The 24191-nt window shown below is 60.3% G+C and carries 15 protein-coding genes; 2 read left to right on the top strand and 13 right to left on the bottom strand.

Annotation, left to right across the window (positions count from 1 at the left end):
• Positions 1 to 75 precede the first annotated feature (75 nt).
• The 3 genes from HMPREF2980_RS05815 to HMPREF2980_RS05805 form a co-directional block, all read right to left on the bottom strand.
• Positions 76 to 2790, bottom strand: a complete 2715-nt coding sequence (locus HMPREF2980_RS05815) for a Rib/alpha-like domain-containing protein (protein ID WP_070690731.1) — start codon at positions 2788 to 2790, stop codon at positions 76 to 78.
• Positions 2791 to 3658: 868 nt separating this feature from the next.
• Positions 3659 to 4549: a fumarylacetoacetate hydrolase family protein gene (locus HMPREF2980_RS05810; RefSeq protein WP_070690729.1), complete on the bottom strand. Its 891-nt coding sequence runs from the start codon at positions 4547 to 4549 to the stop codon at positions 3659 to 3661.
• Between the two features lie 105 nt (positions 4550 to 4654).
• Positions 4655 to 5353, bottom strand: a complete 699-nt coding sequence (locus HMPREF2980_RS05805) for a lipoate--protein ligase family protein (RefSeq protein WP_070690726.1) — start codon at positions 5351 to 5353, stop codon at positions 4655 to 4657.
• 142 nt (positions 5354 to 5495) lie between these two features.
• Here HMPREF2980_RS05805 and HMPREF2980_RS05800 point away from each other — a divergent pair, with 142 nt between their 5' ends.
• Positions 5496 to 6995, top strand: coding sequence for a glycoside hydrolase family 1 protein (locus tag HMPREF2980_RS05800; RefSeq protein WP_070690848.1), 1500 nt, complete (start codon positions 5496 to 5498; stop codon positions 6993 to 6995).
• Between the two features lie 153 nt (positions 6996 to 7148).
• Here the strand turns inward: HMPREF2980_RS05800 and HMPREF2980_RS05795 are convergent, their stop codons facing one another.
• From HMPREF2980_RS05795 to HMPREF2980_RS05750, 10 genes are all read right to left on the bottom strand, one after another.
• Positions 7149 to 8321 (bottom strand): GNAT family N-acetyltransferase, encoded by a 1173-nt coding sequence (locus HMPREF2980_RS05795; RefSeq protein ID WP_070593375.1) that lies wholly within the window; start codon positions 8319 to 8321, stop codon positions 7149 to 7151.
• 28 nt (positions 8322 to 8349) lie between these two features.
• Positions 8350 to 11238 carry an excinuclease ABC subunit UvrA gene (gene uvrA / locus HMPREF2980_RS05790; protein WP_070690723.1) on the bottom strand — a complete coding sequence of 963 codons (2889 nt, stop codon included), beginning with the start codon at positions 11236 to 11238 and terminating at the stop codon, positions 8350 to 8352.
• 126 nt (positions 11239 to 11364) lie between these two features.
• On the bottom strand, positions 11365 to 12138 hold the full coding sequence (locus tag HMPREF2980_RS05785; protein WP_049358352.1) for an MBL fold metallo-hydrolase: 774 nt from the start codon (positions 12136 to 12138) through the stop codon (positions 11365 to 11367).
• Between the two features lie 1298 nt (positions 12139 to 13436).
• Complete coding sequence (locus tag HMPREF2980_RS05780; protein WP_005508799.1) at positions 13437 to 15149, bottom strand: formate--tetrahydrofolate ligase; 1713 nt, start codon at positions 15147 to 15149, stop codon at positions 13437 to 13439.
• Between the two features lie 232 nt (positions 15150 to 15381).
• Positions 15382 to 16425, bottom strand: a complete 1044-nt coding sequence (locus HMPREF2980_RS05775) for a zinc-binding dehydrogenase (protein WP_070690720.1) — start codon at positions 16423 to 16425, stop codon at positions 15382 to 15384.
• A gap of 301 nt (positions 16426 to 16726) precedes the next feature.
• Positions 16727 to 17704, bottom strand: coding sequence for a class 1b ribonucleoside-diphosphate reductase subunit beta (gene nrdF, locus HMPREF2980_RS05770; protein WP_070690717.1), 978 nt, complete (start codon positions 17702 to 17704; stop codon positions 16727 to 16729).
• Positions 17705 to 17850: 146 nt separating this feature from the next.
• Positions 17851 to 20031 carry a class 1b ribonucleoside-diphosphate reductase subunit alpha gene (gene nrdE / locus HMPREF2980_RS05765; RefSeq protein ID WP_005508802.1) on the bottom strand — a complete coding sequence of 727 codons (2181 nt, stop codon included), beginning with the start codon at positions 20029 to 20031 and terminating at the stop codon, positions 17851 to 17853.
• Positions 20004 to 20534, bottom strand: coding sequence for a class Ib ribonucleoside-diphosphate reductase assembly flavoprotein NrdI (nrdI, locus tag HMPREF2980_RS05760; protein WP_070690714.1), 531 nt, complete (start codon positions 20532 to 20534; stop codon positions 20004 to 20006). The genes nrdE and nrdI overlap by 28 nt, the downstream gene beginning before the upstream one ends.
• Before the next feature lie 74 nt (positions 20535 to 20608).
• Positions 20609 to 20833 (bottom strand): glutaredoxin-like protein NrdH, encoded by a 225-nt coding sequence (gene nrdH / locus HMPREF2980_RS05755; protein ID WP_005505794.1) that lies wholly within the window; start codon positions 20831 to 20833, stop codon positions 20609 to 20611.
• A gap of 786 nt (positions 20834 to 21619) precedes the next feature.
• On the bottom strand, positions 21620 to 22729 hold the full coding sequence (locus HMPREF2980_RS05750; protein WP_005505793.1) for an App1 family protein: 1110 nt from the start codon (positions 22727 to 22729) through the stop codon (positions 21620 to 21622).
• Between the two features lie 177 nt (positions 22730 to 22906).
• Between HMPREF2980_RS05750 and HMPREF2980_RS05745 the strand changes: the two genes are divergently transcribed.
• Positions 22907 to 24034 (top strand): polysaccharide deacetylase family protein, encoded by a 1128-nt coding sequence (locus HMPREF2980_RS05745; protein ID WP_070690711.1) that lies wholly within the window; start codon positions 22907 to 22909, stop codon positions 24032 to 24034.
• Positions 24035 to 24191 lie beyond the last annotated feature (157 nt).

The following is a 24191-nucleotide window of genomic DNA, read 5'->3' as shown; positions in this document are numbered from 1 at the left end:
AGTTACGCCTGTGCGGCGTGCTTTCTTGACGTGCCCCTCTCCCCTATGTGCGCTGATGCTCGCGGGTGCGTCCGGCTAGCGGTTAGCGACTGCTACCTGCAGGTAACCTTCAGCGGACTTTACGCCCTTGTCGGTCACTGCGCGGTAGCGGACCAGCGGCGCGAAGCCCTGCTTATTCTTAGCAGATACCGCGATGCCCTGGGTGCCGTCGGGCAGGGTCACCACACGGTAAGTGCCGTATTCATCGCTGTATGCGCTGACGGCCTGGCCGCGCTGGTTGAGCAGCTCCAGCTTCTTCACGGTTTCGCCGCGGCTGTACGCGCCGAAGGATGCCTCGTCGTTGTTCAGGACAGCCACGTTCTGGGTGGTGCCTGAGTACAGGGAGACGGAATCCTCACGTGCGATGGGGCTGTTCTTATCGACCACGTGTACCTTCAGCGGGATCGAGTACAGCTGCGCGGCGGAGCCCCTCTTCGCCTTCACATCGGACATGCGTGCGGGTGCCTTGCCGGTGCGGTTCACGGTGATGTTCGTACCGTTGTCGCGGCGCAGATCCCAGGTGGTGCCGGTGACCTCGTGAGTGTTCAGATCGATCGAGTAGGTGCCGGTCTTGCCGTTGGAGGCAAAACGGATGCCGGTCTCCGCGCTGGAGAACTGGCCGCCAGCAGTGTTGACCTTCTCCTTGTTGACCCAGCGGCTGGGGCGGAAGTTCGGGGTCTGCTGGATTTCCTGGAAGTTGTAGTCGCGCGCGTAACGGTAGTTCGGGGAAACCTTGTGCGACTGGTGAACACTCTGCGCGACTGCGGTCTCGCCGGAGTAGACGGTGGCGTGGTGCTCGGCGGGCTGGTAGAACACGCCGGAGCCGGTACCGGTCTTACCGTAGGAATCCGAGGGGTACTTGAACTTCACGGCGTCCGAAGCCTGGTTCACTGCCGCGTTCTGAGTCTCGGCGTCGCTGATGCGCACGGCCTTGGGGGTGCGCACGGCGGAGCGGCGCACGGTCACGGGGCGTGCAATCTTGTGCGCGTCAGCGTTCGAGTCGGCAGCCTGGTTGTTGCTCTGCGGCAGAACCTGGGTACCCTCACGGCGTGCAGTGTTCTCAGCGGACTCGGTGTAGTTCACAGGCATCCACTGCACCTGCTGCCAGGGGAACTGGTTGCCGGTGAAGCCGCTGGGCACGAAGTTCGCGAACATTGCCGCCAGCTGCGGGTCTTCCTTGTACACGTTCTTACCCTGGCGGGCGTAGGGCGCGTAGGAGCTTGCCGCCTCCAGGTTGAATGCGTTGGTGAAGAGGTTGTGGTCCGTGAGGATGAAGCCGTATTCCTTCATTGCGGTCAGGATCATGCGGGTGAGCTGGTCGTCAGCGTGGCCGGTGTTTGCCAGGTGCTCTTCCACGTCAAAGCTTGCGGGCAGGAAGCCACGCTGACCCGCGCGGGGTGCGTTCGGGTACTTGCTCGCGTCAATCTTGCCGTCGGTACCCTTCGCGGGGAAGGAGGAGACCAGTGCAGCGTAGTCAGCCGCGGTGATGGACACCATGTGGTTGATCTTGCCGGCCTTGAGCTCGTCCACACCGATCTGGGTGAGCTCGTTCGCCATACCCACCACGGAGGAGGTGCCGTTCTTGAGGGTCAGCCAGTAGTTGTCTTCGCCCACGCCGCCGAAGTTCGGCTTAGCGAGCATGTAACCGCCGGAGGACACGTGGTAGGTCGCCGGGTAGTCAACCGCAACGGGGATGTCCACGGTGCCGCGGGTGCCTGCGGGAATCTTGTAGGTAATCTCGCCGGTGGTCTCGTTGATGGACGCGCCGGGCACGTTCTTTGCCAGGCGGAACTTCGCGCCGCGAGCAATCGGGTAGGAGGTGCGGGCGTTGCCGGACTTCGCATCGATGCTGACGGGCGCCTTGATGGTGACGGTCTGGCCTGCGTTGCCGCGGCCAACGTTGTCGTACTGAATCTTGGCGCTCTTGGGGGTGGAGGCGTTGCCGCCGCCAACCTGCACGCGGGCGGTGCTGGTGTAGGTCTGTGCGTCTGCATCCTTGACGAACTTGAAGTAGGAGCGCCAGATGCCGGTCGCCTCATCGTACAGGGCGACGGACTGGTCGCCGGAGAGGCCGTGGTCCTCAGCGAGCCAGTTCGGGATCGGGATGCCGCCGGTCAGGATGCGCTTGTTCTCTGCGTTGGCGTTGACGCGGCCATCGCGGGAGACGACCTCGACGTACTCCTGGTGCGGGTTCGCGGAGTTCACGGCGAGGGTCGGGATGTTCTCGTGGCCGCCGACGGTCTGGGCGCGGTCCTTCTTCACGGTGCCGGCGTTGATGGCGGTGGTGACGGGGTGGTTGCCCGCATCGCCACTGTATTCAAGGAAGGTGCGGCTGATTTCGCTGCTGTTGGGCGCGACGGCTTCGGTGCCGGTGAGCTTCTGGGCTGCGAAGGAGTCGCTGGCGAGCTTGCCGCTCAGCGGCGAGGTGTTCTCGGTGGTGGTCAGCTGCTCCTTGGTGAGGGAGGAGTTGACGGGTGCGAGAGTGTCGATGGTCTTCGCCTGCTGGTCGGGGTTCCAGTAGCAGGTCGGGCCGGGTGCGACGTTGGTGATGTTCGCGAGGGTCGGCACGGTGCGGTAGCCTGCGTCGACGCAGGTGGTACCGGATACGTTGCGGGTGGAGGCGGTGGCACCGAAGGTCGCGGGGAGGTTCGCGCCGGTGATGACGGTTGCCAGTGCTGCGGAGGCAGCGATGGTGGCACGGCGGCGGTTTGTCGGGCGCTGTGCCGGATTTTTGGATGCAGTTGCGGTCATGTTTTTCTTCCGTTCGTGTCGGCTTGTTTGAGTGAGTGCGTTTGTATGAACAAACACGGACGTGAGTGAAATATGCATCTGAGGGTGTGCCCGGGTGGGCCCCGATCTTCTGGCAGGAATTCTCAGGAAACTCTCAGATAATCCCCATACCCTACATAGTCTTTTGGGCGAACGCAAAACGAGTTTGTGATTTGGGGCACCGATTTTTTGATAAAGGTTCAGGTTTAGACTCATATTTCTTTACACCTGTGTGCATTGATAGATGTTCAGGTTTTCGGAATTTGCACCGCAGTGTTTATGCTTTACCCCTAGTCAAGCGAGGGTGATGTGAAGAAAACGAAAAATGCGCACGGAAAACTAAACCTTAAACCTTGAATTTCCCTGAAAGACGCGCCAAAACTTCCTGTTGAATTTCTCACAGGTGACCACAATCTGAGATTCTGCACCGAGAGCAGATAGCACCCCATGCACCGAGACGGGCACCCAGCCACCCCTCAAAAAGCGACTTCTGGCAACCACCACCCAGCAGGAGCACCCTGCTTTTCACCCCGCAGACCCCTCAAAACCCACGTAAAACCCTAAAATTCACGTAAAAGTTCAAAGTTTCTATGTGTTTGTCAGCGTGTAACCATGCAAACGCACCACTCCCCACTCGAGGTACTGCACGCAGCTCCCAGCAACGAATCCAAGCCGCCCACCGGGGGCTTTATTAACGCAAAAAGCACCCCGCATGCGCCTCAAAAACACATGCGGGGTGCATAGATATTCATTTGTGGGTGCCTTGCGGTGCACCCAATAGCAGGTGCCGCACCCGCCTCCGTGGGTTCAGGTGGGTTCAATAGCGGTTACTCACAGAGCTATCGGATAACTACAGCGCGCCCGCCTCCGAGCAGACATTCACCAGTTCGCCAATACCCTCGATGCGGGTGCGCACCGTCTGATCCGGCTTCAACCACTGACGCGGATGCAGCGACAAACCAACCCCAGCCGGGGTACCCGTCGCTACCAGATCACCCGGCTCCAGGGTCATAAACCGCGAAATATAGGACAGCAGCTGCGCCGGAGTGAACACCATATCCGCCGTCGTGCCGCGCTGACGCACCACATCATCCACCTCACAGACCAGCTCCAGGCCGGCAACCGGGTCAACCTCATCGGGGCTCACAATCACCGGACCGAACGGAGTCATCGCATCCCAGTTCTTACCCTGGAACCACTCCGAGGAACGACCCTGCCAGTCACGCACCGACACATCATTCATGACCGTGTACCCCATCAGAGCCTCAAGCGCCTGCTCCTCCGTGGCATTACGCAGGCGAGCGCCCACGACCAGGCACAGCTCAACCTCCCAGTCGACCTTCGTGCTGCCGGTGCCGTCGGCGGCGGGCATGCGGATCTGCTCGCCGGGGCCAATCAGCGCGTTCGGGAACTTCGCGAACAGCGCCGGATGCTCAGGCACCTCAAGGTTCATTTCCGCGGCATGGTCGCGGTAGTTCAGGCCGGCGCACACAATCTTGCCGGGCTTATCCAGCGGGCGAATAAAGGGTAGGGAGTTCCACAGCTCCTCGCCGTGACCCATGACGGTCGCGCCGTTCTCCTTCAGGATCGCCACGGCGTTCTTCGGGTCGCCAAAGTTCAGCCGGAACCGGCTGTAGAAATTCAGTAGCGGGCTGAGCTTCGCCGGAAGCTCGTACACGGTCTCTTCGAAGAAGCAGACCGCGCGGCTGCCCTTCGAGTCTTTAATCTGTGCCCAACGCATGGATGCTCCTTCGCTTCAGGTGGGGGTAAAAACGGAATAAAAGTTTAGGGGTGGGGTTTAGGCCGCTGGGAGCAGACCCGATAGTCGCTCCGTCAGATGGGTAGCCTAGTGAAAACCGTTTTGGGCGTACACCTCAACGATGGCGTCTTCCAGGTCTTCCATGAGCAGGGCGGGGTTTGCATCCTGCGCCGCGCCAACCGTAGCGGGGTCCAGGTCCATGCCGAGGGCACGGTACACATCCGCGGTGACCGCCCGCAGCGGCGCAGAGTCGGAGACCACGATGCCGGTGCTGAACCACCAGCCGCCGGTCACCACACGCTGGGCGGTGCCGACCAGTTTAATGCGGCCACCACCTGCGGAGGCGGGAAGCTGCGCGTGCACCGAATACTCGCCGGGGCAGTACTCCCCCGGAATCTCGCCCATGCGCGCATCCACACCGACCTCGCGGAGCGCCTGCGCGTACATGGAACCGAAGAGTTCGTAACGTAGGGTGTTACCGCTGCGGGCGTCGGAGGCGGGCTGAAAATGGTCCACGACCAGGCACCCCTGATGGTAGGCGGCGGCGTGCCCGCCGACCTTGCGCACCAACACTTCAAAACCGTGCTTGGCGCACGCCGCGGAGGCCTCCGCGAAGCCGGGGTTCAGTTCGTCACGGCGGCCGAACGCGACCGTCGGGTTCGGCTGATACATGCGTAGGGTTGCTTCACGCTGCCCGCTTGCCACCTCGCGGAGCATCTGCAGCGTCTGGTCGTGGTGAATGAGGATATCGCCGGATTCGGGGCCGGTCTCTCGAATAATCTGCACGTTCCTATTTTACGGTTACGCCCGCCACAGCTCCTACGTCTCCCCACAATGCGAAAACGCCCACCCGGGTAGCTAAAACCTAGTAATCCCCCTCCCCCTCCGCTAGGGTAGAAGAAAATCCTAAAGCACCTTGGAGGATGCCGTGCATCAGGACCAGCACATCACCGCCCAAACCACCGCGCTACCCAGCGTCAGCGCTGAACAGCCCACCAACCCGGCGCTGACCGAGCCGCAGCCGCTCGGCGCGTTCCCTGACGGTTTCCTCTTCGGAGGCGCCACCGCCGCCAACCAGTTCGAGGGCGCCTGGAACGAAGACGGCAAGGGCCCCAGCCTGCAGGATGTGCTGCCCGCCGGCGGCCTGTACCCGCGCACCGCGGAACCCACCGAGAACAACCTCAAGCTGGAGGGCATTGACTTCTACCACCGCTACCGCGAAGACATCGCCCTGCTCGCGGAGATGGGTTTCAAGGTCTTCCGTTTCTCCATCGCCTGGTCGCGTATCTTCCCCCGCGGCGACGAAGAAACCCCGAACGAGGCGGGCCTCGCCTTCTACGACCGCGTGCTCGACGAGCTCGAAAAGCACGGCATGGAACCGCTCATCACCCTCAGCCACTACGAAACCCCGTTGCACCTGGTGGAGCAGTACAACGGCTGGACCAGCCGCGAACTCATCGGCTTCTACGAACGCTACGCCCGCACCGTGTTCGCCCGCTACGGCAAGCGTGTGAAGTACTGGCTGACCTTCAACGAAATCAACTCGATGCTGCACCTGCCGTTCATGTCCGGCGGCATTAACACCCCGGCGGATCAGCTCAGCGACGCCGACCTGTACCAGGCGATGCACCACGAGCTGGTCGCCTCCGCACGCGCCACCGCTGCGGCACGCGAACTGGCGCCCGGCGCCCAGGTCGGTTGCATGATTCTTGCCATGCCCACCTACCCGCTCACCCCCGACCCCGCCGACGTACTCGCCGCCATGCAGACGGAACAGGCGAACTTCGCATTCGGTGACGTACACGTGCGCGGCGCATACCCCGGCTACTTCCTGCGTGCCCTGCGTGAGAAGGGCGTGGAACTGAACATCACCGAGCAGGACCGCGAGGACCTGAAGAACACCGTGGATTTCGTGTCGTTCAGCTACTACATGTCCACCTGCGCGACCGGCGACCCGGCACGAGGCGAACGCGGCGAGGGCAACATCCTCGGCGGCGTGGTGAACCCGAACCTGCCCGCCAGCGAATGGGGCTGGCAGATCGACCCGATCGGCCTGCGCGTGGTCCTCAACCAGTATTGGGACCGCTGGCAGAAGCCGCTGTTCATCGTGGAGAACGGCCTGGGCGCCCGCGACGAACTGGTCGAGGTGAACGGTGAGCTCACCGTGGAGGACGACTACCGCATCGACTACCTGCGCCAGCACCTGCACGCGGTACGTGAGGCGATTGAGGACGGCGTGAACGTGCTCGGCTACACCACCTGGGGTTGCATCGACATGATTAGCGCCTCCACCGCGCAGATGTCCAAGCGCTACGGGTTCATCTACGTGGACCGCAACGACGACGGCACCGGCACCCTGGCGCGCTACCGCAAGAAGTCCTTCCACTGGTACCGCGAGGTGATTGCCACCAACGGCGCGGAGCTTTAGAAGCTGAGGCTCTAGACGCTGACCCCGTGCGACTCTGAACCCCGCGAAACCAGCAGTAAAAAGCCCCCGAGACTCCAATCTCGGGGGCATTCTGTATGTACGTTATGCCTAGCTCGGGCGGCTCTAGTCCATGGGCAACTAATCCATGGGTAACTAGTCCATGGGCAAATCGTTCAGGCTGGTGGAGACGTACTCCCACCAGGTCGGCACCAGTCCAGCGTTCATCGCGACCCTCTGCGAGAGGATGTGCGAGGGGCTCGTACCGTAGAACGGCAGGTACCCTTCCGCCAGGGTCAGACGTGCGGCATCACGCACCAGCACGCTGGCGATGCCGGCGCCGCGCCAGGCGGGCAGCACATCGATACCGATTTGGCGCATTATCGGCGAATCGTCGCTCACACCCACGAGGGCGATAGGGTCTGCGAGCGCAGGGTCGCTCTCCCCCGCCGCGGGTACATCAGCTGCATCCTCTTCCACCGGGTATGCGGCGAGCACCAGCACATCCGGGCGGGTCACGCTAAAGCCCAGCGCGTTCGAGTAGCGCTTATCCCCGCGGAAACGCTCAATCTGCTCAGCGTCCAGCAGCTCCACGCGCAGGCGGGTTACGCGCGTCTCGGTGTCCTCCGGGTCAACCTCAAGGGCACCGGCGGAGGCATTTGCTTCCCTACGAATAGTGCGCTCGCCGGTGATTTCGGCAAGTAGCGCTGCCTTCAGCTCGGCGGGGTCAACGCGACGCATCATACCCACACCGGGCACGGCACACTTGACCTCCTGCGCCTGCACGCCCTCCGGTACGACCGAGTTCAGCAGGGCGCGGCCGGGCGTGTAGTAGATACTCGTGCCGCTGACCTGCTGGGTGTAGGGGGTGAGCAGTTCGTTGAGCTGGCGAAGCTGCGCGTAGTCGCCCAACCAGTTCGACTGGTCGCCGAGCATGTAGTCAATCGCCTTCTCCAGCACACGCGGATGTTTGGCGCAGAGAATGCCAACGCTCGCGTAGTTGGCGACGCGCAACTCCCAGATGTCGTCGTTGCGGCGGCGTGCGGCACCCATCTTCTCGGAGGGAGGCTGCACGGTGGCGAGCAGCGGCAGGCTCTCGGCATCCGGGTAGTCGCGCAGCTCTTCGAGGGCGCGGCTAATCGACCCGGGCGCCTGGCAGAAGTCCGCCTCAAGCTGGGTGTGCAGGATGTGCCGGGCACGGTCCGCAGTGGTCACAGCGCCACGATTCACAACACCCCGGTTCACAGTGTCTCGGCGCGCGCCAAAGCCCGCAGCACCCGCAGAGCGCTCGGCTCCCGAGTTAGGTTCAGTTCCTTGAGTATCAGTCACGTAGGTTTCCTCTAGTTCAAGCTCTCGGCTAGCTCAGGATCTCAGCAAGGAACGCGCCGGTGTGCGAGCCCTTCACCTGAGCCACCTGTTCCGGGGTGCCTTCGGCGATGACGGTGCCGCCGCCGCTACCGCCTTCGGGGCCCATGTCGATGATCCAGTCGGCGCACTTGACCACGTCTAGGTTGTGCTCGATGGTGATGACGCTATTGCCCTTGTCAACCAGCGATTGCAGCACGGCGAGCAACTTGCGGATGTCCTCAAAGTGCAGGCCGGTGGTCGGCTCGTCCAGCACGTAGATGGAGCGGCCGTTGGAGCGTTTCTGCAGTTCGGTTGCAAGCTTCACGCGCTGCGCTTCACCGCCGGAGAGGGTGGTTGCGGGCTGACCCAGGCGAATGTAGCCCAGGCCCACGTCCACGAGGGTGTTCAGGTGGCGCGCAATCGGGGTGAATGCGGCGAAGAACTCTGCGGCTTCTTCCACGGGCATTTCGAGTACGTCGGCGATGGTCTTGCCCTTGTAGTGCACTTCGAGGGTTTCGCGGTTGTAGCGCTTGCCGTGGCAGGTTTCGCAGGGTACGTACACGTCCGGCAGGAAGTTCATTTCAATCTTCAGGGTGCCGTCGCCGGAGCAGTCCTCGCAGCGGCCACCCTTGACGTTGAAGGAGAATCGGCCGGGGGTGTAGCCGCGCATTTTCGCTTCGCTGGTCTCTGCGAACAGCTTGCGGATGTGGTCGAACACGCCGGTGTAGGTGGCGGGGTTCGAACGCGGGGTGCGGCCGATGGGCGACTGGTCCACGTGAATGACCTTGTCCAGGTGTTCCAGGCCGTCGATGCTCTTGTGGCGGCCGGGTACCTGCTTGGCGCCGTTGAGCTTGTTCGCCAGGGAGGTGTACAGAATGTCGTTGACGAGGGTGGATTTACCCGAGCCGGACACACCGGTCACCGCCGTGAATACGCCCAGCGGGAAGGACACAGTCACGTTCTTGAGGTTGTTTTCGCGGGCGCCGCGCACGGTCAGCTGGCGCTTCTTGTCCACGGGGCGGCGGGATGCGGGCACCTCAATGCTGCGGCGGCCAGCCATGTAGTCGCCGGTAATGGACTTGGTGTTCTTCAGCAGCTCCTCAAAGCTGCCGGAGTGCACGATTTCGCCGCCGTGCTCGCCGGCACCGGGTCCTACGTCCACGATCCAGTCGGCTTCGCGCATGGTGTCTTCGTCGTGCTCAACCACGATAAGCGTGTTGCCCATGTCGCGCAGCTTGGTCAGGGTTTCAATGAGGCGGCGGTTATCGCGCTGGTGCAGGCCGATGGAGGGCTCGTCGAGCACGTAGAGCACGCCGACCAGGCCCGAACCAATCTGGGTTGCGAGGCGGATGCGCTGCGCCTCACCGCCGGAGAGCGTACCGGCGGAGCGTGAGAGGGTCAGATAATCCAGGCCAACGTCCAGCAGGAACTGCAGGCGCGCGTCAATTTCTTTGAGGACCTGCTCGCCAATCTTGGCTTCGCGGGCGCTGAGCTGCAGTCCGCGCACGAAAGCGAGCGCGTCAGCCAGGGACAGGTCGGTGATGTCTGCGATGGACTGGCCTCCGACCTTCACGCCGAGGATGGTCGGGTTCAGGCGCGCGCCGCCGCAGGAGGGGCAGGCGACCTGGCGCATGTACTGTTCGTAGCGGTCGCGGGCAAAGTCCGATTCGGTTTCTTCGTGCTTGCGCTTGATGTACGCCTTCACGCCTTCGAATCCGGAGGTGTAGCGGCGTTCGCGGCCGAATCGGTTGCGGTAGGACACCTCAACCTTGTAGTCCTTGCCGTCCAGGATCGCGGCGCGGGTCTTGGCGGGCAGGTCCTTGAAGGGGGTGTCCAGGTCGAAGCCGAGTTCCTCCCCCAGGCCTGCGAGCAGGCGCAGCCAGTATTCGGTGGTTGCTTTGCCCTGTGACCAGGGGGCGATAGCGCCCTCGCCGAGGGTCAGGTCGGGGTTGGGCACGAGCAGTTCGGTGTCTACTTCCAGGCGCGAGCCGATGCCGTCACAGGCGCTACATGCGCCGAACGGCGAGTTGAAGGAGAAGGCGCGCGGCTCGATGGTGTCGATCTGCAGCGGGTGGTTGTTGGGGCAGGCAAGGTTTTCGCTGAAGGAACGGGTACGTTCGGGGTCGTCCTGCTCTCGGTCCACGAAGTCGATGAGCACGCGGCCGTCGGCGAGCTTGAGCGCGGTTTCGATGGAGTCGGTCAGGCGCTGGTGAATACCGTCCTTAATGACGATGCGGTCGACGACCACCTCGATGGTGTGCTTGTACTGCTTGGCGAGCTTGGGCGGGTCGGAGAGCTGCACGGTTTCGCCATCCACGCGGGCACGCGAGTAGCCCTGGGTCAGCAGGTCCTTGAAGAGGTCTACGAACTCGCCCTTACGTGCACTGACGACGGGTGCGAGGATCTGCAGGCGGGTGCGTTCGGGGTAATCCTGCAGAATGTCCACGATCTGCTGCGGGGTCTGCTGGGTGATTTCTTCGCCGCATTCGGGGCAGTGCGGGTGGCCGATGCGCGCCCAGAGCAGACGCATGTAGTCGTAGATTTCGGTGATGGTACCGACGGTTGAGCGCGGGTTCTTGGAGGTGGACTTCTGGTCAATAGACACCGCCGGGGAGAGGCCCTCGATGAAGTCTACGTCGGGCTTGTCGACCTGTCCGAGGAACATGCGCGCGTAGGAGGACAGCGACTCAACGTAGCGGCGCTGACCTTCCGCAAAGATGGTGTCGAAGGCGAGGGAGGACTTACCGGAGCCGGAGAGGCCAGTGAAGACGACCATCGCATCACGCGGAATGGTGAGGTCTACGTTCTTGAGATTGTTTTCGCGGGCACCCTGAACCCGGATACTGGTCAGGTCGTTCGCTTTGAGTGCGGTGCTACCGTGTGCCGGGCGGGGTGTCATCGAAAATCCTTTCGTCTTATCTTCGAACTTAAATTCTACACCCTCACGCCTTTCACCAGCGGGATTATGCGGCGGGTGAAGGCATGAGGGTGCAGCACTTATATGAGGCGGACTGTCAGGCGCGGTTTACCAGCCGCGGGTTCCCCACTCTTCCAGGTGGGGGCGCTCGTCGCCGAGGGTGGTGGAGCGGCCATGGCCGGGCAGCACGATGGCGTCATCTTCGAAGCCGCCGAAGAGCTTTTCGAGCACATTGGAGAAGAGCTCACCGAACTGCTGCGGGGAGTCGGTCTTGCCCACGCCGCCGGGGAAGAGAGCGTCGCCGGTGAACAGCAGGGTTGCGGGGGTGCCGTCTTCCCAGGTGGTTTCGAGGGTGTAGACGATGGATCCGGGGGTGTGGCCGGGCACGTGCAGGGCGCGGATGACGGTATCAGAGAGGTAGAAGTCGAAGCTTTCGCCGCCGGTCAGCTCCTCTTCGACGGTGTAGTCTTCCAGTTCCTTAATCTCAGCAGCGTCAGCTGCACCCGCGGAGGTCACGGCACCGGTGAGGTGGTCGAGCTCCTTAATAGCGCGGATGTGGTCCCAGTGGCCGTGAGTAACCAGAATGCCGGTCAGACCAATAGCGCGGGGCCTGATGGAGTTGAAGTCCTCTTCCTTCTCCATGACGCGCACGCGGCGTTCTTCACCATCTGCCAGTTCGAGCTGCGGGCAGTCGTTCAGGAGCGCGTCGAGAGTGAATGCGTAGAGTTCTTCTGCATCGTCTGCAGGGTCGATGAGCACCTGCTCGCCGGTGGCGCGCATGGTGATGAGGTAGACGCTATTGTCCATCTCGGAGACGCTGAACGCACGGACGGTCAGTTCAGGGTTCTCAAAGATGAGGGTGGGTTCGGGGTAAGTAGTCATAGTTCCAGTGTAGGGGTTGTGACCGCACAGCAGGCACCTATGCGTAATACTCCCCTATCAGCGCATTCGGCATTGACCGCGCGGGATACATGTACGGGTTGCCTGTGCGGGATGCACAGGGAACAGATTCTGGAGCATGCTCGGTACGGATTAGGTTCCGGCTGGATTCCGCCCGGCTGAGGTTCCACTGAAATTCAAAAGTTAAACAGAGAAGCGACTGCGCATCGATACACAGTCGCTTCTCATGACACCCAGGGGTATCTATCACTCACTCAAACACAAGCAACCCGAGGACTTTGGAAATCTCACGATTACTTGATGACTCAATAGTAGCGAACTTTTTGGGGGCTGTTTTACCACCCAATTTGGTACGGAGAGCCGGATTTAGTGACCCGCGCCTCATTGTAATCATTCTGTAATAAAAACAGGTGTTTTTTAGGGTATCCATACGTACCAATTTCATTTTTTTCGAGTTTTAGCGTGACTTATTTCACCCAAAATAATTTTAGAATTTCCCTCTTTTGGCACTTCGGTGCACCTTTAACTTAAGCTCCACACTCGGCAATCCCAAAGGTTCAATACACAGTTTTAGCCCGGTATTCTGCGGAAGTAGAGGGTTAAGGTGAAAGTATCTTCAAGTACTTGCAACTTCATGAGCAGGAAAAAATGTACTGCTCACCGTTCAAAATCTGCACAATTATTCGCGCGAGGGCAAAATCAATTGGTCTGTTTTACCCCTGTAGGTACCCCCTAAAGTAGAGGTTTTATTACAAAACAATAACATCAGCCCCACTTTCAGGTTCACTGAGTGCACCCATTAAAACCCCTTTCAAAAAGCAAAATACCTAGTCAATGCCGTATTTTCACAAAATGCAAGACAGTGTGTCACTAAAAAATCAACCTCTATAGATTGTTTAATAAAACCTGACCTTCAAGCACAAATAGAGCCCAATTATTAACCAGCACGTACCAATTCCGCCCTCAAAACAGGCGCCCTAGAAGCCTCAATGAAAGGTTGAAAGACCCCTCCACCAGGGGTTTCAGGATCCTTCACTCCCCCTGGTTGCAGTCTGGTTGTAGCCAGGTTTCAGCTTGGTTGCAGTCTGGTTTCACTCTGTTTTCAAGAGCTCCCTCGCCCTCAAGCGTTGCGCACCTCGTATTCGCCCCTCATGCTTCCATGTATCTGGGGCAGAGCACTCTACAAAAGCACCATAGGGCACAGCAAAGGCGGCGCCTCTCCCCCGCTGTGGGGAAGGAGCGCCGCCTCCACTAGCTATAAATCAGCTGGAACAGCCGCTTTAGGACAGGCCGACCATCACGCCGTTCTCGTCGAAGCCGATGCGCTCAGCTGCGGGGCTCTTGCTCAGGCCCGGCATGGTGCGCATGGTGCCGCAGATAGCGTAGACGTAACCGGCACCTGCAGCCAGGCGAACCTCGCGCACGGGCAGGGTCCAGCCGGTCGGTGCGCCCTTCAGAGTTGCATCCGAAGAGATGGACAGATGGGTCTTCGCGATAACCACGGGCAGGTGCGAGTAGCCCAGCTCAGCAAAACGCTTCAGCTGCTTAGCGGCAGCGGGAGCAATCGAAATGCCGTCCGCGCCGTAGACCTTGGTCGCAACCTTCTCAATCTTGGTCTCGATGGAGTCCTCAAGATCGTAGGTGTACTTCAGATCCGAAACGTCGTCACATGCCTCAGCAACCACGTCTGCCAGGTCGGTGGTGCCCTTACCGCCCTCAGCCACACCGCGGTGGATAGCGACGCGAGCGCCAGCTTCCTCAGCGATACGGCGGATGGTCTCGTGCTCGGACTCGAAGTCGGTCGGGAAGGCGTTGATTGCCACGACCGGCTGAACACCGAAGTTGCGCACAATCTCGATGTGCTTCTTCAGGTTCTCTGCGCCCTTCTCCACGTCGGAGGGGCTTTCCTGCAGCATGCCCTCGGGCAGGGGCTTGCCCGGAACAATCTTGTACAGGCCGGAGTGGGACTTCAGGGAGCGCACGGTTACGACGAGCACTGCGGCGTCCGGCTTCAGACCGGAGACGCGGCACTTGACGTTGAAGAAACGCTCGGCACCCATGTCGGCGCCGAAGCCAGCCTCGGTAATGACGTAGTCGGAGTACTCCAGACCAACGTAGTCAGCCACAACCGAAGAGTTACCGGTTGCGATGTTGCCGAAGGGGCCCGCATGAATCAGGGCGGGGGTGTGCTCCAGGGTCTGCAGCAGGTTCGGGTTGATGGCGTCTGCCAGGATGACAGACATTGCGCCGTCAGCCTTCAGGTCGGCTGCGGTGACGGGCTCGCCGTCGTAGTTCAGGCCGATTACGATCTTTGCCAGGCGCTCACGCAGGTCCTTGAAGGAGGTTGCCAGCGAGAGAATCACCATGATTTCGGAGGCGCTAGTGATGTCGAAACCGGTCTCGCGGACCACGCCGTCCATGCGTTCGCCCAGGCCCACGACGATGTTGCGCAGGGAGCGGTCGTTCATGTCGATAACGCGGCGCCACTCGATAGCGCGCGGGTCGATGCGCAACTCGTTGCCGTGGTGCAGGTGGTTGTCAATCATGGCGGCAAGCAGGTTGTGCGCTGCGGTGACGGCGTGGAAGTCGCCGGTCAGGTGCAGGTTCAGCTTCTCCATGGGAACGATCTGGGAGTAGCCGCCGCCCGCTGCGCCGCCCTTGATGCCGAAGGTCGGGCCCATTGCGGGCTGACGCAGAGCCAGGATTGCCTTGCGGCCGGTCTGTGCGAAGCCCTGTGCGAGGGAGACGGAGGTTGCGGTCTTACCTTCACCGAGCGGGGTGGGGGTAACTGCGGTAACCACGATGTACTTGGAGCCGCGCTTGCGGGCGGTCTCTGCGTTGGTGGTTTCGTCGAGGAGGACCTTAGCGACATACTTGCCGTAGGGTTCAAGGCGATCTTCGCTGATGCCGTTGTCTGCTGCGATCTTGTTAATAGGCCAAAGATCGGCGGCAAGTGCGATTTCGAGGTCGGAAGGGAAAGGCTTCTTCGTCATTGTCATCCTTCGAGTTGTACGAATCATGCTCTTTTATTCTATGCCTTGGCTCACGCATTTGTCCCTCACCTCGCCGGACTCCGACAAATAAACTCAATTTTTAATGCACGAATCCCCGCAACCGGTACCCTACGCTCACATGGAGTGAACAGGGTCGGTGCGGGGATCAGTAGCGTATACGCGCCGGGTTGCTAGTACAAGAAAGTACAAGAACCGGCGATACGAGCGGCTATTACGGCATGGTCAGCAGAACCTTGGTGGCGGTACGCTGGTCCATTGCCTCGTAACCCTTAGCCGCCTCGTCAATGGGCAGAACCATGTCGAAGACGCGGCCGGGCTCAATTTCGCCCTTGTAAATCAGGTCGATGAGGGTCGGCAGGTACTTGCGCACGGGGGCGGGGCCACCCTCCAGGTGAACCTGCTTGCCGAAGAGCTTATCGGTGCCGATGGAGCTGTCGTGCGGAACGCCCACGAAGCCGATGTAGCCGCCGTGGCGTACGCAGCCGAGAGCCTGGTCGAAGGACTGCTGGGTGCCAACAGCCTCCGCGACGCCGTGTGCGCCCACGCCGTCGGTGAGCTCCAGAACCTTGGCGATGCCCTCTTCGCCGCGCTCTTCCACGATGTGGGCTGCGCCGAATGCCTTAGCGAGCGCCTGACGTTCGGGGTTGCGGGACATGATGATGATCTTCTCCGCGCCGAGCTGCTTAGCGCCGATGACTGCGCTCAGGCCGACTGCGCCGTCGCCAACAACGACGATGGTCTTGCCGGGGCCTGCCTGCGCTGCGTCTGCTGCGTACCAGCCGGTGCCGAGCACGTCGGATGCCGCCATCAGGTGCGGAATCTGCTCTGCGGTGGGTGCAGCGGGGGTCTTGACGAGGGTGCCATCTGCGAAGGGTACGCGGGCGTATTCTGCCTGGGTGCCGTTGGAGCGTGCGCCGATGAAGGCGTCGCCTGTTGCGATTGCCTTGAGGCAGCGGGAGGGGTAGCCTGCGGTGCAGGTTTCGCATTCGCCGCAGGAGATGCAGAAGGAGCCTACGACGAAGTCGCCGGGGGCTACGGTGGTGACCTCGGAGCCTACTTCGACGACTTCGCCGATGTATTCGTGGCCCATTGCCCGGTGGTCGACGGGCTGTGCGCCGCGGTAGGGCCACAGGTCGGAGCCGCAGATGCAGGATGCTGCGAGCTTGATGATGGCGTCGGTGGGTTCGAGCAGGGTCGGCTTGTCGACTTCGTTGACGACGACCTTGCCGGGGGCTTCCATAACAACTGAACGCATGATGTTCCTTTCAAATCTGCGTTGATGGTTAGTCGTATCAGAGTACGCCCCACACCCCGATATATCAATAATTTTTTATGCTACGGGGTGAAGGTAAAAATTCCGACAACCGGAACCAGAACAACCGCTCCTACTCCCCTGCTTCTCCGCCGCTTCTCTGCTGCCTCTCCCCCGCTTCCGCACCGCATCCCGGCACGTTGAATAGCCCGGTTAAATGGCGGAACCCCCGCGCATCCACAGTGGATACGCGGGGGTTCCGCTCGGTTTATTCAGCCTGATATCTCACGGCGAGAAGGGGTGCTTAGAAGTCCCAGTCCTCGTCCTCGGTGTTCACAGCCTTACCAATGACGTATGAAGAGCCGGAACCGGAGAAGAAGTCGTGGTTCTCATCAGCGTTCGGGGACAGCGCCGACAGGATCGCCGGGGACACGTTCGTCACGGACGCCGGGAACATCGGCTCGTAGCCCAGGTTCATCAGAGCCTTGTTAGCGTTGTAGTGCAGGAACTTCTTAACGTCCTCACTCCAACCCACACCGTCGTACAGGGAGTGGGTGTATGCCACCTCGTTCTCGTACAGTTCGTACAGCAGGTTGAAGGTGTACTCCTTCAGCTCTGCCTGACGCTCCGCGGACTCCTTCGCCAGGCCGCGCTGGAACTTGTAGCCAATGTAGTAGCCGTGCACTGCCTCGTCACGAATAATCAGACGAATCAGGTCAGCGGTGTTGGTCAGCTTCGCGTGCGAAGACCAGTACATGGGCAGGTAGAAGCCCGAGTAGAACAGGAAGGACTCCAGCAGAGTGGAGGCAACCTTCTTCTTCAGCGGGTCGTCACCGGTGTAGTAGGACAGAACAATCTTCGCCTTCTTCTGCAGGTGCTCATTCTCAGAAGCCCAGCGGAACGCCTCGTCAATCTCCTTGGTGGAGGCGAGGGTCGAGAAGATCGAGGAGTACGACTTTGCGTGCACGGACTCCATGAACGCAATGTTGGTGTACACGGCCTCTTCGTGCGCGGTCACAGCGTCCGGCAGCAGGGACACAGCACCGACAGTACCCTGGATGGTGTCCAGCAGGGTCAGACCGGTGAAGACGCGCATGGTCAGCTGCTTCTCTTCCTCAGTCAGGGTCTTCCAAGAGGGCACGTCGTTGCTCAGCGGCACCTTCTCCGGCAGCCAGAAGTTACCGGTCAGACGATCCCAAACCTCAAGGTCCTTCTCATCCTCAATACGGTTCCAGTTGATAGCCTCGATCACGTGGTCGACGAGCTTCACCTTTTCGCTCATTAGTAATTCTCCGATTCTTAGGGGCGGTTACGGTGCCACGCGCGCCCAGCCAGTCGCGCAGGCGGATCGCGTGTTCACCATAACCGTCCCTTCCAGTCTTTAGTTATAGTGTGCCAGCTCAGGCTGAATGCGTCACAGCATTCGGGCTAGAGCATGCAGGATACGCAGCCTTCAACCTCGGTACCCTCAAGAGCCATCTGACGCAGACGGATGTAGTAGATGGTCTTGATGCCCTTACGCCATGCGTAAATCTGGGCGCGGTTGATATCGCGGGTGGTTGCGGTATCGCGGAAGAAGAGGGTCAGCGACAGGCCCTGGTCCACGTGCTGGGTTGCAACAGCGTAGGTGTCGATGATCTTCTCGTAACCAATTTCGTAGGAGTCCTGGTAGTACTCCAGGTTCTCGTTGGTCATGTACGGTGCCGGGTAGTAGACGCGGCCGAGCTTGCCTTCCTTGCGAATCTCAATCTTCGAAGCGATCGGGTGAATCGAAGAGGTCGAGCCGTTGATGTAGGAGATGGAGCCGGTCGGCGGAACAGCCTGCAGGTTCTGGTTGTACATGCCGTACTGTGCCACGTCAGCAGCCAGCTGAATCCACTCTTCACGGGTGGGGATGTGGTGCTTAGCGAACAGTTCGCGGGTACGCTCGGTCTGCGGTGCCCATTCCTTCTCAATGTACTTTGCGAAGAACTCACCGGATGCGTACTTCGAGTTCTCGAAGCCCTCGAAACGCTGGCCGCGTTCCTTAGCAATCTGCATGGAGGCGCGGATTGCGTGGTAGGCAACGGTGTAGAAGTACATGTTGGTGAAGTCCAGTGCTTCTTCGGAACCGTAGTAGACGTGCTCGCGTGCCAGGTAGCCGTGCAGGTTCATCTGGCCCAGACCCACGGCGTGGCTCATGCCGTTGCCGCGCTCGATGGAGGGTACGGAGCGGATGTCAGACTGGTCGGAGACGGAGGTCAGCGAACGAATCGCGGTTTCCACGGTCTTGCCGAAGTCGTCGCCGTCCATGGTCAGTGCAATGTTCAGCGAACCGAGGTTGCAGGAGATGTCCTTACCGACGGTCTCGTAGCCGAGGTCAGCGTGGTAGGTGGACGGCTCAGAAACCTGCAGGATCTCGGAGCACAGGTTGGACATGATGATCTTACCGGCGATGGGGTTCGCGCGGTTGACGGTGTCTTCGAACATCACGTACGGGTAGCCGGACTCGAACTGGATCTCTGCGATGGTCTGGAAGAACTCACGCGCGTTGATCTTGCTCTTGGTGATGCGTGCATCGTCGACCATCTCGTAGTACTTCTCGGAGACGTTGATGTCGGAGAAGGGCACGCCGTAGATGCGTTCCACATCGTACGGGGAGAAGAGGTACATGTCCTCGTTCTTCTTCGCCAGCTCGAAGGTGATGTCGGGGATGACAACGCCCAGGGAGAGGGTCTTGATGCGGATCTTCTCGTCAGCGTTCTCACGCTTGGTGTCCAGGAAGGCGTAGATGTCGGGGTGGTGTGCGTGCAGGTACACGGCACCGGCACCCTGACGTGCGCCGAGCTGGTTTGCGTAGGAGAAGGCGTCTTCCAGCAGCTTCATGACGGGGATAACGCCCGAGGACTGGTTCTCAATCTTCTTAATGGGCGCACCGGACTCGCGCAGGTTGGTCAGGGCGAATGCCACGCCGCCGCCGCGCTTAGAGAGCTGCAGTGCAGAGTTGATGGAGCGACCGATGGACTCCATGTTGTCTTCCATGCGCAGCAGGAAGCAGGAGACGAGCTCGCCGCGCTGCTTCTTACCTGCGTTGAGGAAGGTCGGGGTTGCCGGCTGGAAACGGCCGGAGATAATCTCGTCGACGATGTCTTCGGCGAGCTTCTCGTTGCCTTCTGCCAGCAGCAGTGCGACCATGCAGACGCGGTCTTCGAAACGCTCCAGGTAGCGCTGACCGTCGAAGGTCTTGAGCGCGTAGGAGGTGTAGAACTTGAAGGCACCCAGGAAGGTCGGGAAGCGGAACTTCACGGCGTAGGCGCGCTTGAACAGGTTCTTAATGAACTGGAAGTTGTACTTGTCGAAGAGTTCCGGCTCGTAGTACTGGTTCTCAATCAGGTACTCGATCTTCTCTTCCAGGTCGTGGAAGAAGACGGTGTTGTTGTTGACGTGCTGCAGGAAGTACTGACGTGCCGCCTGGCGGTCTGCATCGAACTGGATCTGGCCGTTCTCATCGTAGAGGTTCAGCAGTGCGTTCAGCTCGTGGTAGCTCATACCCTTGAACTTCTCGGGCACGCTCTTGCCGTTGTGGCCTGCACCGAGAGTTTCTAGTGCTGAGGGCAGTTTTGCGTCCAAAATGCTTCCAATCCTTCGTTGACTTTTTCTACATCTGAATCGGTGCCCATGAGCTCAAATTTGAAGAGCACGGGCACATCGCACTTCTTGGCGACAATGTCTGCCGCGATACCGAAGAGCGGACCAAAGTTGGTGTTGCCGGAGCCAATCACACCGAGTATGTGGTTGCGATTCTGCTCCACGTTCAGGAATTTAACCACCTGCGGGGGAACGTTACCGGCGCCATCAGGCTTGCCGTAGGTGGGGACGATGAGCACGAACGGCTCATCAAGAATGAGGGTGTCCTCGCCGGTGCGCAGCGGCAGGCGGAGGCGGCGGGCACGGATCTTCTCCACGAACTTGTGGGTGTTACCGGAGATGGAGGAGAAGTACACGATGAGTGGCGCTGTATCGTCCAGTTCGTCCTCGGTCGCTCGACCCTCGGAAGCATTGCGTGCATCCATAAGAATCTTGCGGATTTCTGCGTGCTCGTCGACGGGGTTGGGCGTGAGGGCGGTACTCAATCTGTACTCCTTATTCTCGTGGGCCGGTGTGGTTCCGTGCCGATTTTCCGTTTGTACGGGTTTCGGCAGGGTTGTTACGCTGCCAGAGCGTTGATCTTGTCGGGCTGGAAGCCGGACCAGTGCTCGTCGCCTGCGATGACGACGGGTGCCTGCATGTAGCCGAGGGACTTGACCATTTCGAGGGCCTGAGCGTCTTCGGTGATATCAACCTTGGTGTAGCTGATACCCTTCGCGTCGAGGGCGCGGTAGGTCATGTTGCACTGGACGCACTGGGGCTTGGTGTACACGGTCACTACCATGGGAGTGCCTCTTACTTTCTCCCGCTCGGGCGGGCTTATCTCGTGAATGAATCTGGCGTGTTTCGTCGGTGGTTCACCACGTGTTATTTACGGCGGGCGCTGTGCCGTCCGCTGCCCCCTCCTAGTGGGGTGTGGTGGTTTCCTGCGCTGGGGCAGGGCGCCTAAAAGTGCCGTAGTGGTGGAACCGAGTATTAATACTACATCTAGTGTCGAGATTTTTCTGCACCACAAGATGATGTGGTGCGAGGGTCGTGTTTCGTTCGATAAACCCACAGTTGAACCCACTTAAGAGGGGGTGTCTACAGCTTATCCACACCCTGCCGCGGGGCTAGTTCGCCGTATTTTCGCGGGGTGTGCCGGGTTATCCACAGGTGGGGTTTAAGTTGGTCAGGATTTTTAAGGGTTCATTCGCCCGCTGAGTTGAGGTTCAGTTAACCTCATGTATGCGTTTGGGGGCATAAAACCCGGCAGATTCGGGCTTGATTTTAAAGAGATCTTAACTCTCGCCCGTTCTTGCGCGGAACGGCGCGGTTTTAAAGCAGAACGGACTTTCTTAAAGGCGGGGGTTAACCCCCTTCGAGCGGGTTTAAGCTATGTGATTAAGGCTGTAGAAAAGATTTTTAACTCTTTTTCAGTAGCCGGTGTGTCGTGGGTTTAAGTTGGTTAATTCCGCTGAAACACCAAAACCCACCGCATATACCGGTATTTCGCGGTATTTGCGGTGGGTTTACTGAGTATCAGCGCTGGTTTTAGCAACCGGCGAGACATACCGACAAGACTAGCCGCCTAGAAATCAATCAGGCCCAGCTCGCGCAGCTTCTTACTGAGCGTTACGCCGTCGGTGGCTTCAATCCACAGCGGCGAGCGCATCATCTGTTCGGCGCGGTAGTCGCTCCACACGCGGCCGGAGGCGAGCATGGTCTCCCCCACGGTCAGGTTGCGGATGACGATTGCCGCCACGTTGTCCGGGTAGCGTACCGCAAAGCCGTTGTAGATGTACGGGTCGCGCTGCCCGTCATCACCGACGAGGATCCACTTCATCTGCGGGAATTCCTCGGCGAGGCGGCGCAGGGACTCGACCTTGTGGTTGGTTCCGGAGCGGAACCAGCGGTCGGGGGTGGGGCCCCAGTCGGTGAGCAGGAACGTGCCGCGCGGGTAGCCGTTGCGGCTGAGGAAGCGGCGCAGGGTCGGGGTGATGTTCCAGGCGCCGGTGGATAGGTACATGAACGGTGCATCCGGGTGGCTGCGGCGGATACGGTCGGTCATGACCGCCATGCCGGGGGTGGGGATGCGTGCGTGCTCGTCGAGAATGAAGGAGTTCCAGGCGGCGACGAGGGGGCGCGGCAGCATGGTGACCATGACGGTGTCGTCGACGTCCATGATGACGCCGAGCTTCTGGCTTTCGGGAACGATGTAGACGCTGGTTGCTACGGCGCGGGAGCCGGGCACGTACATGATGACTTCGTGCATGCCGGGTTCCAGGTCGATGCTGAGTTTGACGTCGAGCACGCCGCCGCGGTCGGTGTACGCCTCGTACTTGGTGCCGTCGATGACGATGGTGACGGGCGCGTCGGACATTGCGGTTGCGGTGAAGGAGCGCCAGCCGCGCATGGGGTTGGCGGTGTCTTGGGTGCCTTCTACGACCTGTAGCAGGCGTTCGAGGTTGACCGTCTTGTAGAGTGCGCGGGCGATGATGCGGACCCAGCCGGGGTTTCCTTCGGAGGCGGCGCGTCCGTAGCCTTCGGTGGGCACGAGAATAGGCTCGCGACCGGCGGCGATGGCGCGCTTTTCGCGCCACCTGTGCAGCCGGTCTGCAACACGGTAGCCGATGTTGACTGCCTCGTCGGCAGCATCGTTCACAAGGTTGCGCAGTTCGTGAGTGCCCAAATTCTCCATCCCACTAGTGTAGCGGAGCGTTACCGGCTTGCGGCTTTAGGATTTTGTGTTCTTATACCTAGTTTTTATACCTATTAATACTGTGGTGCTGAGCGCGGGGTGTGATGTGCACATTATTTAGGGTGTATTCGCTGTTCAGCTTCGTTCCTTGCAGGTGGGGGCGTTATCCTGGAGAGTATGACCCACTCACAGCCTAACCGCCGACTTTTTGTGCTCGGCACTGCTATGCTTCCGCTGATTGCTGCCTGCTCGAAGAAGTCGAATGACTACGACGGCACCAGCGGTAATTTCACTCCGTACCAGGCTGGCGGCGAGACCTCTGCTGCCGCTACTCGCCCCGCACCCACAAATTCGCCGACGGTTGCCGCTGCTGGCAACCCGGTTGATAAGCCGCGCGAATGGCCCGGCATCGGCAACTCCCTCGTTGGTGACGGCAAGTATGTTGCGTGGACTGTTGATGACGGCGCAAGCCCGGAGGCGATTCGCGGCTACGCTGAGTTCTCGAAGCGTACGAATACTCGCCTGACGTTCTTCATTAACGCTTCTTACACCGGTTTTAAGGAGCATGTGTCGTTACTGCGTCCGCTGGTTCAGAGCGGCCAGATTCAGGTTGCGAACCACACGTACAACCACGCTGACCTGACCACCCTGGATGCTGAGGGTGTGAAGGAAGAGCTGCAGCGTAACGAAGACGAGATTATGAGCATGTTCGGTGTCTCGTCGAAGCCGTACTTCCGCCCGCCGTACGGCCGCTACAACGATGCGGTTCTGAAGGCTGCCGGTGAGATTGGTTTTACCCGCCCGGTCATGTGGAACGGCACTACCGGTGACGAGGCGAAGACCAGCTCCCGCGTGATTTACATGCGTTGCATCCGCTACATGCTGCCGCAGCAGATTGTGCTGGGTCACCTGAACTACGAGACGATCATCCCGATCCTGGATAAGGTGAAGGGCCTGATTGATGACCGCGGCCTGACTGCGGTGACGGTTCGTGACTACTACGGTGACGCATCCGAGGAAGAGATTAAGGCGGCGGCTCCTTCGCCGACCCCCACCCCGGAGGAGAACACCCCCTCCCCCGAGGCTACTACGGAGGCGCCGGCCCCTACCCCGGAGCCGACTACTGAGGCTCCGACTCAGGCACCGACTACCCGCTATGAGGATGAGGCAGCGGCTAATCAGCAGGCTACGACCGCTCCGGCGGCAACCACTACGGCTCCGCCTGCTCGTGCGACCGCCGCACCTGCGGCTACGACTGCTCCCGCGGCTACTGCCACTACCACACCGGCGGCTGCCCGCCGATAGGGTCGCGTATTTCGCGTGTGCTAAGCCCCCTTGACCCGGTTCCTGTACGGACATCCTGTATTGAGATTCTGTACGGACCGGCGCGAGGGGGCTTTGCCGTACCCGACGGGAATAACCGCTGGGAAATAACGCTGGGGAATAGCCGGGAATAAACACG

The organism is Rothia sp. HMSC076D04 (assembly GCF_001814645.1).
Lineage (GTDB): Bacteria > Actinomycetota > Actinomycetes > Actinomycetales > Micrococcaceae > Rothia > Rothia mucilaginosa.
This window is presented reverse-complemented; position numbering and strand designations above follow the sequence as displayed.

Excerpts from the sequence above, each read along its gene's own strand:
- HMPREF2980_RS05745 (WP_070690711.1), top strand. The coding sequence starts at position 22,907 with ATGACCCACTCACAGCCTAACCGCCGACTTTTTGTGCTCGGCACTGCT.
- nrdH (WP_005505794.1), bottom strand. The coding sequence starts at position 20,833 with ATGGTAGTGACCGTGTACACCAAGCCCCAGTGCGTCCAGTGCAACATG.
- HMPREF2980_RS05810 (WP_070690729.1), bottom strand. The coding sequence starts at position 4,549 with ATGCGTTGGGCACAGATTAAAGACTCGAAGGGCAGCCGCGCGGTCTGC.
- uvrA (WP_070690723.1), bottom strand. The coding sequence starts at position 11,238 with ATGACACCCCGCCCGGCACACGGTAGCACCGCACTCAAAGCGAACGAC.
- HMPREF2980_RS05815 (WP_070690731.1), bottom strand. The coding sequence starts at position 2,790 with ATGACCGCAACTGCATCCAAAAATCCGGCACAGCGCCCGACAAACCGC.
- HMPREF2980_RS05780 (WP_005508799.1), bottom strand. The coding sequence starts at position 15,149 with ATGACGAAGAAGCCTTTCCCTTCCGACCTCGAAATCGCACTTGCCGCC.
- HMPREF2980_RS05785 (WP_049358352.1), bottom strand. The coding sequence starts at position 12,138 with ATGACTACTTACCCCGAACCCACCCTCATCTTTGAGAACCCTGAACTG.
- HMPREF2980_RS05775 (WP_070690720.1), bottom strand. The coding sequence starts at position 16,425 with ATGCGTTCAGTTGTTATGGAAGCCCCCGGCAAGGTCGTCGTCAACGAA.
- nrdF (WP_070690717.1), bottom strand. The coding sequence starts at position 17,704 with ATGAGCGAAAAGGTGAAGCTCGTCGACCACGTGATCGAGGCTATCAAC.
- HMPREF2980_RS05750 (WP_005505793.1), bottom strand. The coding sequence starts at position 22,729 with ATGGAGAATTTGGGCACTCACGAACTGCGCAACCTTGTGAACGATGCT.